The sequence below is a fragment of the Streptomyces sp. NPDC050703 genome, assembly GCF_040654435.1.
GTDB lineage: Bacteria > Actinomycetota > Actinomycetes > Streptomycetales > Streptomycetaceae > Streptomyces.
In genome coordinates this window covers 93316-105880 of the sequence record NZ_JBFAHX010000028.1, presented here as the reverse complement: position 1 = coordinate 105880, position 12565 = coordinate 93316, and the positions used below count along the sequence as shown (strand labels likewise).

Annotated in this window: 12 protein-coding genes and 1 pseudogene; 3 read left to right on the top strand and 10 right to left on the bottom strand. The window is 72.3% G+C overall.

Annotated features, from left to right (window positions below; translation table 11 throughout):
* Positions 1–62 precede the first annotated feature (62 nt).
* From AB0I16_RS24475 to rimP, 4 genes and pseudogenes are all read right to left on the bottom strand, one after another.
* A pseudogene (locus AB0I16_RS24475) lies at positions 63–788 on the bottom strand (translation initiation factor IF-2 N-terminal domain-containing protein); the annotation flags it as partial.
* A 145-nt stretch (positions 789–933) separates the two neighbouring features.
* Complete coding sequence (locus AB0I16_RS24470) at positions 934–1224, bottom strand: YlxR family protein (protein ID WP_076684251.1); 291 nt, start codon at positions 1222–1224, stop codon at positions 934–936.
* Between the two features lie 156 nt (positions 1225–1380).
* Positions 1381–2370: a transcription termination factor NusA gene (gene nusA, locus AB0I16_RS24465; RefSeq protein ID WP_062782815.1), complete on the bottom strand. Its 990-nt coding sequence runs from the start codon at positions 2368–2370 to the stop codon at positions 1381–1383.
* A 2-nt stretch (positions 2371–2372) separates the two neighbouring features.
* On the bottom strand, positions 2373–2870 hold the full coding sequence (gene rimP, locus AB0I16_RS24460) for a ribosome maturation factor RimP (RefSeq protein WP_363251656.1): 498 nt from the start codon (positions 2868–2870) through the stop codon (positions 2373–2375).
* 218 nt (positions 2871–3088) lie between these two features.
* Here rimP and AB0I16_RS24455 point away from each other — a divergent pair, with 218 nt between their 5' ends.
* From AB0I16_RS24455 to AB0I16_RS24445, 3 genes are read left to right on the top strand one after another with little or no spacing between them, the layout of a single operon-like run.
* Positions 3089–3649 (top strand): hypothetical protein, encoded by a 561-nt coding sequence (locus tag AB0I16_RS24455; protein ID WP_363251654.1) that lies wholly within the window; start codon positions 3089–3091, stop codon positions 3647–3649.
* Positions 3646–4143, top strand: a complete 498-nt coding sequence (locus AB0I16_RS24450) for a ferritin-like domain-containing protein (RefSeq protein ID WP_363251653.1) — start codon at positions 3646–3648, stop codon at positions 4141–4143. The genes AB0I16_RS24455 and AB0I16_RS24450 overlap by 4 nt, the downstream gene beginning before the upstream one ends.
* Positions 4144–4171: 28 nt before the next feature.
* On the top strand, positions 4172–5071 hold the full coding sequence (locus tag AB0I16_RS24445) for an aminoglycoside phosphotransferase family protein (protein WP_363251652.1): 900 nt from the start codon (positions 4172–4174) through the stop codon (positions 5069–5071).
* A 74-nt stretch (positions 5072–5145) separates the two neighbouring features.
* Here the strand turns inward: AB0I16_RS24445 and AB0I16_RS24440 are convergent, their stop codons facing one another.
* The 6 genes from AB0I16_RS24440 to dxr form a co-directional block, all read right to left on the bottom strand.
* On the bottom strand, positions 5146–6840 hold the full coding sequence (locus AB0I16_RS24440) for a proline--tRNA ligase (RefSeq protein WP_363251651.1): 1695 nt from the start codon (positions 6838–6840) through the stop codon (positions 5146–5148).
* 91 nt (positions 6841–6931) lie between these two features.
* Entirely contained in the window at positions 6932–7474 is a 543-nt protein-coding gene (locus tag AB0I16_RS24435; RefSeq protein WP_363251650.1) for a GNAT family N-acetyltransferase, read from the bottom strand.
* A 51-nt stretch (positions 7475–7525) separates the two neighbouring features.
* Positions 7526–8374 carry a GNAT family N-acetyltransferase gene (locus tag AB0I16_RS24430; RefSeq protein ID WP_363251649.1) on the bottom strand — a complete coding sequence of 283 codons (849 nt, stop codon included), beginning with the start codon at positions 8372–8374 and terminating at the stop codon, positions 7526–7528.
* 261 nt (positions 8375–8635) lie between these two features.
* Positions 8636–9793 carry a flavodoxin-dependent (E)-4-hydroxy-3-methylbut-2-enyl-diphosphate synthase gene (gene ispG, locus AB0I16_RS24425; RefSeq protein ID WP_076684255.1) on the bottom strand — a complete coding sequence of 386 codons (1158 nt, stop codon included), beginning with the start codon at positions 9791–9793 and terminating at the stop codon, positions 8636–8638.
* A gap of 209 nt (positions 9794–10002) precedes the next feature.
* Complete coding sequence (locus AB0I16_RS24420) at positions 10003–11304, bottom strand: site-2 protease family protein (RefSeq protein ID WP_363251648.1); 1302 nt, start codon at positions 11302–11304, stop codon at positions 10003–10005.
* Positions 11301–12560 carry a 1-deoxy-D-xylulose-5-phosphate reductoisomerase gene (gene dxr / locus AB0I16_RS24415; RefSeq protein ID WP_363251647.1) on the bottom strand — a complete coding sequence of 420 codons (1260 nt, stop codon included), beginning with the start codon at positions 12558–12560 and terminating at the stop codon, positions 11301–11303. Before dxr ends, AB0I16_RS24420 begins: the two co-directional genes overlap by 4 nt.
* Positions 12561–12565 lie beyond the last annotated feature (5 nt).

Below are 12565 nucleotides of genomic sequence, written 5' to 3'. Positions count from 1 at the left end.
CCTGGCCGTCATGGCCCTGATGATGTGCGTCCAGCCGTTCGTGGGCGCGCTGACGGACCGGGGGGGCGCGGGGCACCGCCGGGACGGGGCGCCTGCGGGCGCGCCATGCCGGTGGAGCCGCCGGAGGTGAAGGGGTTGTTGCCCGGACGCGGACCCGAGGGACGGGCACCGCCGGGACGCGGGGCGCCCTGGCCGCCGGGGCGCGGGGCACCCTGACGGTCACCGCGGTCGTTGCGGTCGCGACCGCCCTGGCCCTGACCACCCTGCTGACCGGGGGCCGGACGGCCACCGGGCTTCGGGGCACCCGGGCGAGCGCCCGGACGGGGGGCCTGCGGCGCCGCGGGGGCGGCGGGCGCGGCCGGCGGAGCGGTGAACTCCGGGGCGGCCGGAGCCGGCGAGGCCGGCGCGGGCTTGGGGGCCGGCGGCTTCGGACCCGGCGTCGGGCGCGGGCCCGGGGTCGCCGGAGAGGCCGCGGGCTTCTCGGCCGCGGCGGGCTTGGGCGCCGGCGGCTTCGGCGCGGCCGGACCCGGACGGGCGGCCTGCGCGGGAGAGGGTGCCGACGGGGACGCCGGCTTGGGGGCGGCCTGCTTGCGCGGCGCGCCGGGCTTGGCGGCGGACTTGCCGTTGCCGCCGCCCTGGAATGCGTCAGTCAGTTTGCGTACCACGGGCGCCTCGATCGTCGAGGACGCCGAACGTACGAATTCACCGAGATCTTGGAGCTTGGCCATGACGACCTTGCTCTCCACTCCGAACTCCTTGGCGAGTTCGTATACCCGGACCTTAGCCACTTCGCTCCTTTTAGGTCCGGGTTACGCCGGACCGTCGCTACTTCATGGGCGTACTCATCGCGTGCTCATCGAGTGCTCATCGCAATCTCGACCTACTTCCAACTCGCGGGGTACCAGGGCCGCACGGGGTTCCGTGCGACCTTCCTTACGGTGTTGCCTGCTGGGCAACTGCCTCGACCGCGCGGCGCAACGCCTCGGTGTCGAGCGGCCCCCGGACACGAAAGGCCCGGGGAAACGCCCGGCGGCGGACCGCCAGATCCAGACAGACCAGGGCGGGGTGCACATAGGCACCCCGGCCGGGCAGCGTACCGCTCGGATCGGGGACGCAGGCGCCCTCTCTCTCCGCGATGCGCAGAAGCTCGCTCTGGGCCGCTCGCTCCCGGCACCCCACACAGGTGCGCTCAGGGCGTGCGCGGGTATGCGTCCGGCCAGACACGCTTAAGTCTACCTCCCCGTACCGACCTCACCCCTTTGGGGCAAAAATCGAACGGCTACTCGCCACATACTGTCGTGTTCCCAGCGGTGATCGCTCGGGATTATTCCCGCGGCCGCCCCCGGAACACCTCCGGAGACAGCCGCGGGAAGGGTCGCGCTACTGGTCGGCGGGCTGCTCGGTGTCCGGCCTGATGTCGATGCGCCAGCCCGTGAGCCGCGCGGCCAGACGGGCGTTCTGCCCTTCCTTGCCGATGGCCAGCGAGAGCTGGTAGTCCGGCACGGTGACCCGGGCCGAGCGCGCGCCGAGGTCGACGATCTCGACCTTGCTGACGCGGGCCGGGGAGAGCGCGTGGGCGACCATGTCCGCCGGGTCGTCCGACCAGTCGACGATGTCGATCTTCTCGCCGTTGAGCTCGGCCATGACGTTGCGCACACGGCTGCCCATCGGGCCGATGCAGGCGCCCTTCGCGTTCAGCCCCGAGCGGGTCGACCGCACGGCGATCTTGGTGCGGTGGCCCGCCTCACGGGCGATGGCCGAGATCTCGACGGAACCGTCGGCGATCTCGGGCACCTCCAGCGCGAAGAGCTTCTTCACCAGGTTCGGGTGGGTGCGCGACAGCGTCACGGACGGGCCGCGGACGCCCTTGGCGACCCGGACGACGTAGCTGCGCAGGCGCAGCCCGTGCGGGTACTCCTCGCCGGGGACCTGCTCCTGCACCGGCAGGATGGCCTCCAGCTTGCCGATGTCGACCAGGACGTTCTTCGGGTCGCGGCCCTGCTGGACCACGCCGGTGACGATGTCGCCCTCGCGTCCGGCGTACTCGCCGAGCGTCGCGTCGTCCTCGGCGTCGCGCAGGCGCTGCAGGATGACCTGCTTGGCGGTCGTCGCGGCGATGCGGCCGAAGTCGGAGGGGGTGTCGTCGAACTCCTTGGGCTCCTGGCCCTCTTCGAGGTCCGCCGGGTCCTCCGTCGCCCACACCGTCACGTGGCCGGTCTCGCGGTCCAGCTTCACGCGTGCGCGGCGGAAGCTGCCCTCGGTGCGGTGGTAGGCGATGAGGAGGGCCGACTCGATCGCTCCGACGAGGAGGTCGAAGGAGATCTCCTTCTCCCGGACCAGACCCCGCAGGGCACTCATGTCGATGTCCACGGCTACGCCTCCTCTTCCTTCTTGTCCTTGCGGTTGAACTCGACCTGCACACGCGCCGCCTCGATCTCGGCGAAGGCGATCCTGCGGGCGGTGGGCTTGCGCCCCTTCACACCCGGTACCTCCAGGTCCACGCCCTCGTCGTCCACGGTGAGGATGCGGGCGGTCAGCTCGCCGCCCTCGGTCAGCCGGAACTTGACCAGTCGGTCCACCGCGCGCATGTAGTGGCGGCGCTCGGTCAGCGCACGCTCGGCGCCGGGGGAACCGACTTCGAGGTCGTACTCCCCCTCGCCCATCGCGTCGGTCTCGTCGAGCTTCGCGGAGAGCAGGCGGCTCACTTCCGCGATCTGGTCCAGGTCCACGCCGTCGTCGGAGTCGATGACGACTCTCAGCACCCGCTTGCGTCCGACGGAGGCCACTTCGATCTCTTCGAGATCCAGTTCCTGCGAGGTGACGAGCGGTTCCAGTAGTTGCCGCAGCCTCTCGCTCTGGGTGGTGCTCATCCGGGTGACTCCTCGGCCGCGTGTGCTGTTGTGGGGATCGTCGCGTGTCTGGTCAAAGGGTATCCGGTCCCGAGCGGTGTTACCGCCAGGCCGGGAGCGCGCGACGCTTCGCCCCGAGCCGCTCGCGTGTACGGAGACCGGCCGAAGGTACGGTGATCACCGGGCCCGCGCCCACTTCCTTTCTTCTCGCTCGCGCCTTATGGCCTTCCTTGCCGAGGATGTCTGCCGTGCCGTCGTATCCCACCGCTTTCCGGCCCCGACCGGGCCCGCGCCGAAGAACTCTGCTCACCGGGGCCGCAGGTGTCGCCTCGGCGGCGCTGGTCACGGGCTGTTCGGACACCACGTCCCCGGAGGCCGCCGAGCGCTCGTCCGCCGTACGCCGCCTGCGCGCGCGGGCGGCCGGGGAGAGCACCGAGCTGCTCGGGCGCTACGACGCCGTGCTCGCCGCGCACCCCTCCCTCACCGCGCGCCTCGAACCCCTGCGCGCCGAGGTGCTGCGGCACGTGGAGGCCTTCCGCGACGGCCGCACCGCGGCTCCCTCCGCCTCCCCGTCGTCCACCGCGACCGCCCCCGGGGCCGCGGGCCCCTCGCCCTCGGCCCCCGAGGTCCCCGAGGACCCGCGGGACGCGGTGCGCGCCCTCGCCGAGGCCGAGCGGGCGCTGGCCGACCGGCGGGGCAAGGCCCTGCTCGACGCGTCGGACGAACAGGCGAGGCTGCTCGCCTCGGTCGCCGCCGCCGGAGCGGCCCACGCGTATCTGCTGACGGAGGGCGACAAGTGAGCGGCACACAGGACGGGCCGAAGCCCGCGCAGGCGGAGGACGACGAGCTGAAGGCCGTACAGGCCGCCCTGGGCGCCGAGCACGCGGCGGTGTACGGGTACGGGGTCGTCGGCGGCCGGATCGGCGACAAGCGCAGGTCTCAGGCGCGTACGGGGTACGACGCGCACCGCGCGCGGCGGGACGCCCTGCAGCGTGCCGTGCGCGACAGGGGCGGCGAGCCGCGGCCGGCCGACGCGGCCTACGCGCTGCCGTTCCCCGTACCGGACGCCGCGGCGGCCGAGAAGCTCGCCGTCGAGCTGGAGGACCGGGTCGCCGGGGTCTACTCCGATCTCGTACGCGCCTCGTCCGGCGCCCTGCGGAGCACCGCCGCCGAGGCGCTGCGGGAGGCGGCGGTCCGGGCGGCGCGGTGGCGCGGCGGGAGCGTAGCCTTCCCTGGGCTGGCCGAGCGGTCCACGGACGGCGGCTCATCGGCTCCGGCGACGCCCAAGGCGTAGCCCCTCTGTGGAAGGAAACGACTCGCGCATGGCTTTCGAACCGCCGCAGCGTCTGGTCACCGCACTCGGCGAGACGGCGCGGGACGGCGACGACTGGCTGGAGAGGCTGCCCGGGGCCGCGGACCGGGCCGTGGCCGCACGCGAGTTGACCGTCGAGCGCGTCCACGTACCCGGCGGGCGCAGCAGCCTCGTCCTGATGGTGCGACGGGCGGACGGCACCCCGGCCGTGCTCAAGCTGGTGCCGCCCAGGTCGCGGCCCGAGAGCGAGCGGGCGGCCCTGGCGAGCTGGGGCGGGCTCGGCGCCGCGAGGCTCCTCGACCCCGAGTGCGCGGACGGGGCGCTGCTCATCGAGCGGCTGCACCGTGACGTCTCCGTGCGGACGCTGCCCGAGGCCAAGGCGCTCCTGGAGGCCGCGGGGACGCTGCGGCGGCTGTGGGTCGCGCCGCCCGCGGGTCACCGCTTCGAGACGGTCGCCGAGCGGACGGGGCGGCAGGCCGAGGCCATGCGGGGCACCGCCGACGCGGAGGCGGACGTCCTGCCGCTGGTCGACGCGGCGCTCACCGCGCGGGACGAGCTGCTGGCCGCGGAGCCGGAGGCGCGGCTGCTGCACGGCACCTTCCGGCAGAGCAAGGTCCTCGCCGGGGACCGGGTGCCGTGGCTCGCCGTGGGGCCCGACCCGGTGGTCGGTGAGCCCGCCTTCGACCTGGCGCGGCTCGTGCGCGACCGGGTGGAGGATCTGATCGCCTCGCCGTCCGGGGCGTCGATCACGCGGCGGCGGGTGAAGAAGCTGGCCGAGTCCCTTGAGGTGGACCAGGAGCGGCTGCGGGGGTGGACGCTGTTCCGGGCGGTGGAGTCCGGGGTCCGTGCGCTGCGGGTGGGCCGCGGGCAGGACGCGGAGCTGCTCCTGGAGTTCGCGGGCTGGCTGTAGCGGGCCCGGCCGGGCGCGGCGTACGTGTGAGGGCGCCTCCCGTCACCGGGGGGCGCCCTCACGCGTTCGGTGTGTCAGGCCGTGAGGCGGGCGATCGCCTCGTCGACCGTGAGCTCCTCGCGCTCGCCCGTGCGGCGGTCCTTGAGTTCGAGGACGCCTTCGGCGGAGCGGCGGCCCGCGACGAGGATCTGCGGGACGCCGATCAGCTCCGCGTCGGTGAACTTCACGCCCGGGGAGACCCCGGCCCGGTCGTCCACCAGGACGCGGACGCCCGCGGCCCCCAGCTTCCCGGCGACGTCGAGGGCCAGCTCCGTCTGGAGCGCCTTGCCCGCGGCGACCAGGTGGACGTCGGCGGGGGCCACCTCCTTGGGCCAGCACAGGCCCTTGTCGTCGGCGGTCTGCTCGGCGAGCGCCGCCACCGCGCGGGAGACGCCGATGCCGTACGAGCCCATGGTGACGCGGACCGGCTTGCCCTCCTTGCCGAGGACGTCGAGCTGGAAGGTGTCGGCGTACTTGCGGCCGAGCTGGAAGATGTGGCCGATCTCGATGGCACGGTCGAGGCGGAGGCCGGTGCCGCAGGCGGGGCACGGGTCGCCCTGCTCGACCACGACGACGTCGAGGTACTGGTCGACCTCGAAGTCGCGGCCGCAGACGACGTTCTTCGCGTGCTTGTCCTGCTTGTTGGCGCCCGTGATCCAGGCCGTGCCGGGGGCGACGCGCGGGTCGGCGATGTAGCGGACCTTCTCCAGGCCCTGCGGCCCGACGTATCCGCGCACGAGGTCGTCGCGGCCCTCGAAGTCCTCGGCGGTGACCAGCTCGACCACGGCCGGGGCCAGGTGCTCGCCGAGCTTGCCGAGGTCGACCTCGCGGTCGCCGGGGACGCCGACGGCCACGATCTCGCCGTCGACCTTGACGAGCAGGTTCTTCAGGGTCGCGGAGGCCGGGACGCCGAGGTGCTCGGCGAGCGTCTCGATGGTCGGGGTGTCGGGGGTGTCCAGCTCCTCGACGGGGCCGTGCGCCGAGCCGTCGACCGGGGCGAGCGGGAAGGTCACGGCCTCGGTGTTGGCGGCGTAGTCGCACGCGGGGCAGTCCGCGAAGGTGTCCTCGCCGGCCGGGGCGGGGGCCAGGAACTCCTCGGAGGCCGAGCCGCCCATGGCACCGGAGATCGCGGAGACGATGCGGTAGTCGAGGCCGAGGCGCTCGAAGATCCTCTGGTAGGCCGCGCGGTGCAGCGCGTACGCCTCGGCGAGGCCCTCGTCCGTGGTGTCGAAGGAGTACGAGTCCTTCATCTGGAACTCGCGGCCGCGCAGCACGCCGGCGCGCGGGCGGGCCTCGTCGCGGTACTTCGTCTGGATCTGGTAGAGGATCACCGGCAGGTCCTTGTAGGACGAGCACTGGTCCTTGACGACCTGGGTGAAGATCTCCTCGTGGGTGGGGCCGAGGAGGTAGTCGGCGCCCTTGCGGTCCTTGAGGCGGAAGAGCAGGTCGCCGTACTCCTCGTAGCGGCCGGACTCCTCGTAGGGCTCCTTGGGCAGGAGCGCGGGGAGCAGCACCTCCTGGCCGCCGATGGCGTCCATCTCCTCGCGCACGACGCGGGCGATGTTCTCGTAGACCTTCTTGCCGAGGGGCAGCCAGGTCCAGATGCCGGCGGCGGTGCGGCGGACGTAGCCGGCCCGGACGAGCAGCTTGTGGTTGAGCGTCTCGGCGTCCGCCGGGTCGTCGCGCAGTGTCTTGACCATCAACCGGGACATGCGCTGGACCTGGGCCATGATTGTTGTCTCCTGCTACGTGAGGGTGGGTGTTCAGGAGGTTAGCCGGGGCGCGGGCGCGGGCGGAAATCGATTGTCCTCGCCGGCCGGCTCAGGAACGCCTCGGCAGGGGCAGCGGGGCGCCCATCACGGCGTACGGCATGGGGGCGCTGGGGAAGAGGACGCGGCGCGCGAGGTCGACGTACCCCAGGGAGCGGTAGAGGCCGCGGGCGGGGCTCTCGACGTCGATCGCGGAGAGGATCGAGCGGGGCTCGGCGACGCCTTCCGTGATGGTGGTGATCAGCGCGCGGCCGATGCCGCGGTTCTGGTGGCCGGGGTGGACGTGCAGCTCGGTGATGACGAACGAGTCGTCCAGCCAGTCGTCGATGCCCTGGCCGCGCAGGTACGGCTCGACGACCGTCGACCACCAGTGGCCGCGGCTGTTGGGCATGCCGTAGACGAAGCCGACGAGGCGGTCGTCGGGGGTGGTCGCGGCGAACGAGCGGGCGCCGGTGTACGTCAGGTGGCGCAGCACGATCTGCCTGCGTACGGCCACCTCGTCGTCGCTCAGGCCGAAGGCCTGGGCCTGGACGCGCAGGGCCTCGTCCACCCGCGCGGCGAGGTCGACGGGACCGATCACGACGTCGTCAGTCATGGAGCGACCCTACTGGGCGGTGCCGCGCTTCTGAACAGGGCGCTCGCCGGCTCAGAAGAGGACGCTCATGAAGGCGCCGACTTCCTTGAAGCCGACGCGGCGGTACGCGGCCCTGGCCGCGGTGTTGAAGTCGTTCACGTAGAGGCTGACGACGGGGGCCACGTCGGCCAGCGCGTACCGCAGGACGGCGGCCATGCCGGGCGCGGCGAGGCCCCTGCCGCGGTACTCGGGGGCCACCCAGACGCCCTGCACCTGGCAGGCCCGGGAGGTGGCGGCGCCGATCTCCGCCTTGAAGACGACCTTGCCGTCCTGGTCGAGGCGGGCGAAGGACCGGCCGGCGCCGACCAGCTCGGCGACGCGCGCCTGGTAGAGCAGGCCGCCGTCGCCGGCCAGCGGCGAGACGCCGACCTCCTCGGTGAACATCGCCACGCACGCCGGCATGATCGTCTCCATCTCGTCCTTGCGGACGCGGCGGACGTACGGGTCGGGGACGATGTCGTCCGGCAGCCGGTCGGTGACCATCAGCGGCTGCTGGGCACGGACCTCGCGGGCGGGGCCCCAGGAGGGTTCGAGGAGCCGCCACAGCTGGGCCGTGGCCGCCGCGGGGCCCACGATCGACGAGCAGCGGCGGCCCGCTCTGCGGGCGCGGTCGGCGAACCCTCGTACGGCTCGCGGGGTGGCGCAGATCGGCACGAGGTTCGCCCCCGCGTAGCAGAGGGACGCCAGCATGCCGTCCTCGTACCAGCCCCACATCTCGCCGCCGAGGCGCCAGGGGTCGAGGCCCGCCACCTGGACGCGGGCGGTCACGAAGGCGTTCGCGACCGGCTCCCGGTCGAGCACGGCGAGCGCGGCGTCGAGGTCACTCGGTTCGAGGACCCGGGTGGTGGTCTGAGTCAACACGTGCGGGGGCCTCATCTACGGTTTTGCTGTCTCCGCACTGTACCTGGCGGGGGCGCCTCGTGCGGGGGGTGCCTTTTGTCCGTGCGGGGTCCGGGTCCGGGGGCCCGGCCCGCGCACCCGCCCGTTCGTCCGGCGTGTCCGGTGCCGGGGCCGGCGTGCGGTGCCGCACAGCCGCACGAGTGCCCCCTCACGCCCCGCGTAAGCACAACTGTGCCCCGGCGGCTCAGTGGCTGCCGGGGCACCGCGGGACGGGGGGCGGGGTCAGCCCGCCACGGAGATGGTGGGCTCGCCCGAGGCCACGCCGTCCTTCTCCATCTGCTCGGCGATCTTCATCGCCTCGTCGATGAGGGTCTCCACGATCTTCGACTCCGGGACGGTCTTGATGACCTCGCCCTTCACGAAGATCTGCCCCTTGCCGTTGCCCGACGCGACGCCGAGGTCGGCCTCGCGGGCCTCGCCGGGGCCGTTCACCACGCAGCCCATGACCGCCACGCGCAGCGGGACCTCCATGCCCTCAAGGCCCGCCGTGACCTCCTCGGCCAGCTTGTAGACGTCCACCTGGGCCCGGCCGCAGGAGGGGCAGGAGACGATCTCCAGGCGGCGCTGGCGCAGGTTCAGCGACTCCAGGATCTGGATGCCGACCTTGATCTCCTCCGCCGGCGGCGCGGAGAGCGAGACGCGGATGGTGTCGCCGATGCCCTCGCTCAGCAGCGCGCCGAAGGCGACCGCCGACTTGATCGTGCCCTGGAAGGCGGGGCCCGCCTCCGTCACGCCCAGGTGGAGGGGGTAGTCGCACGCCGCCGCCAGCTGGCGGTAGGCGTTCACCATGACGACCGGGTCGTTGTGCTTCACCGAGATCTTGATGTCCCGGAAGTCGTGCTCCTCGAAGAGCGAGGCCTCCCAGAGCGCGGACTCCACCAGCGCCTCGGGGGTCGCCTTGCCGTACTTCTTGAGGAGGCGCGCGTCCAGGGAGCCCGCGTTGACGCCGATCCGGATCGGCGTGCCCGCGTCCTTCGCCGCCCGCGCGATCTCCTTGACCTTGTCGTCGAACTGCTTGATGTTGCCCGGGTTCACCCGGACCGCCGCACAGCCCGCGTCGATCGCCGCGAACACGTACTTCGGCTGGAAGTGGATGTCCGCGATCACCGGGATCTGCGACTTCCTCGCGATCGTCGCCAGCGCGTCCGCGTCGTCCTGCGTCGGACACGCCACCCGCACGATCTGACAGCCCGAGGCCGTCAGCTCCGCGATCTGCTGCAGCGTCGCGCCGATGTCCGACGTCCGCGTCGTCGTCATCGACTGCACCGACACCGGGGCGTCCCCGCCCACGGCCACCGAGCCCACCTGGATCTTGCGGCTGACCCTTCGGTCGGCGAGCTTGGTCGGAACGGACGGGATTCCGAGAGAAACGGCAGTCATCTGGCGTGCATCCCCAAGGTGTGGATCAAGGTCCCGAGATCGGCGGGCTCCAGGCTTCGAGATTACGGCACCCCGCGCGGCACGGGCACACCCCGTCGGCGAGTCCACCCCATCGTGAACGTCCCGTCACATGAAGTGCCGGGCCGCCGCAAACTCCTCGTAACCCCGTGGCCCCGGACCCCTCGGCGGGGTCCGGGGCGCACGGGGCGTCAGGAGATGCGCACCGGGTTCACCACGTCCGCGATGAGCACCAGGATCGTGAAGCAGATGAAGATCCCCGCCACCACGTAGGCGACCGGCATCAGCTTCGCCACGTCGAAGGGGCCCGGGTCGGGGCGGCGCAGGACCTTCGCCGCGTTGCGGCGCAGCGACTCCCACAGGGCGCCCGCGATGTGGCCGCCGTCGAGCGGGAGCAGCGGCAGCATGTTGAACAGGAACAGCGAGAGGTTGAAGCCGGCCACCAGGAACAGCATCATCGCGACCTGGTTCTCCGGCGGGATGTCCAGGGTGAACACCTCGCCGCCGACGCGGGCCGCGCCCACCACGCCCATCGGGGAGTCCTGCTTGCGCTCGCCCTCGCCGAAGGCCGCGTTCCACAGGTCGGGGATCTTGGAGGGCAGGGCGATGATCGACTCGACGCCGTTCTCCATCATGTCGCCCATGCGGTGCACGGAGTCGCCGAAGGACTGCTGGACGATGCCGGTGGCGGGGGTGAAGCCGAGGAAGCCGGCGTAGACGTACTTGCCCTCGACGTAGGCGCCGTCGCCGTCGGTCTTGGTGACCTGGTTGCGGATGAGGTTCGCGTGCAGGTCCACGTCCTTGCCGTCGCGCTCGACGGTGATCGTGGCCGGCCCGATGGTCTCGCGGATCTCCTCCTGGAGCGTGGACCAGTCGTCGACGGGCTGCCCCTGGAAGGCGACGATCTTGTCGCCCGCCCTGAGGCCCGCGGCCTTGGCGGGGGCCGCCTTGTCGCCCTTCTCGCACTTGGAGCGGTTCTCGCTCTGCTGGATGACGCAGTCGGAGACCTTGCCGACCTGGGTGGTCTGCGAGCTGATGCCGAACGTCATCATCACGCCGAGGAAGATCACCACGGCGAGGATCAGGTTCATGAAGGGGCCCGCGAACATCACGATCACGCGCTTCCACGGCTTGCGCGTGTAGAACAGGCGGCTCTCGTCGCCCGGCCTCAGCTCCTCGAAGGCCGCCGAGCGCGCGTCCTCGATCATGCCGCGCCAGGGGGACGTCGACCGTGCCTCTATGCGGCCGTCGGGGCCGGGCGGGAACATTCCGATCATGCGGATGTAGCCGCCGAGGGGGATGGCCTTGATGCCGTACTCGGTCTCGCCCTTCTTCCTGGAGAAGAGGGTCGGACCGAAGCCGACCATGTACTGCGGGACCCGGATGCCGAACATTTTGGCGGTCGACAGGTGCCCCAGCTCGTGCCAGGCGATCGAGAAGAGCAGCCCGATCACGAAGACGACTATCCCGAGGATCATCATCAGTGTCGTCATGCACGGGCCTCCGCCGTCGTCCTCGCCGCCAGTTCGCGCGCCCGGGCACGCGCCCAGGTCTCCGCATCGAGGACGTCCGCGACGGTCAGGGCAGTTCCCCGGGCGGCGGGCACGTGTTCCTCCACGGTCCTCGTCACCGTCTCCATGATGCCGTTGAAGGGCAGCTCGCCCTTCAGGAAGGCGTCGACGCACTCCTCGTTGGCGGCATTGAACACCGCGGGGGCCGTGCCCGCGAGTTCCCCGACGTGCCGGGCGAGCCCGACCGACGGGAACGCGTCGTTGTCCAGGGGGTGGAACTCCCAGCTCGACGCCTTCGTCCAGTCGAAGGCGGGGGCCGCGTCCGGCACCCGCTCGGGCCAGCCGATGCCGATGGCGATGGGGCCGCCCATGTCGGGCGGGGTGGCCTGGGCGAGGGTGGAGCCGTCGGTGAACTCCACCATGGAGTGGACGTAGGACTGGGGGTGGACGACGACCTCGATGCGGTCGAAGGGGATGTCGTAGAGGAGGTGCGCCTCGATGACCTCCAGGCCCTTGTTGACCAGCGTCGCGGAGTTGACGGTGATGACCGGGCCCATGGCCCAGGTGGGGTGCGCGAGCGCGTCCGCGGGCGTGACGTTCGCGAGGTCGGCCTTCGTACGTCCCCGGAAGGGGCCGCCGGAGGCGGTGACGACGAGTCTTCGTACGTCGGCCCGGGTGCCCGCGGCCAGCGCCTGGAAGAGGGCCGCGTGCTCGGAGTCGACCGGGATGATCTGGCCGGGCTCGGCGACCGCCTTGACCAGGGGCCCGCCGACGATCAGGGATTCCTTGTTGGCGAGCGCGAGGGTGCGGCCCGCCTCCAGGGCGGCCAGCGTCGGCGCGAGGCCGATGGAGCCGGTGATGCCGTTGAGGACCGTGTGGCAGTCGGAGGCGGCGAGCTGCGTGGCGGCGTCCGGTCCGGCCAGGATCTCGGGGAGCGGCTCCCCCGCCTCGTACTGTCCGCGGAGCGCTTCGCGCAGCGCGGGCACGGCGTCCTCGCGGGCGACCGCGACGGTCCGCACCCGCAGCCGGCGTGCCTGCTCGGCGAGGAGGCCGACCCGGCCGCCGGCCGCCGACAGCGCGGTGACGCGGAAGCGGTCGGGGTTGCGCAGCACGAGGTCGATGGCCTGGGTGCCGATCGATCCCGTGGAGCCGAGGATGACGATGTCCCGGGGGTCTTCGCCGGAGACCGGGTCGAAGACGAGATGCGGGTCCGCGAGGGGGGATGGGCTGTCGCTCATCCCCC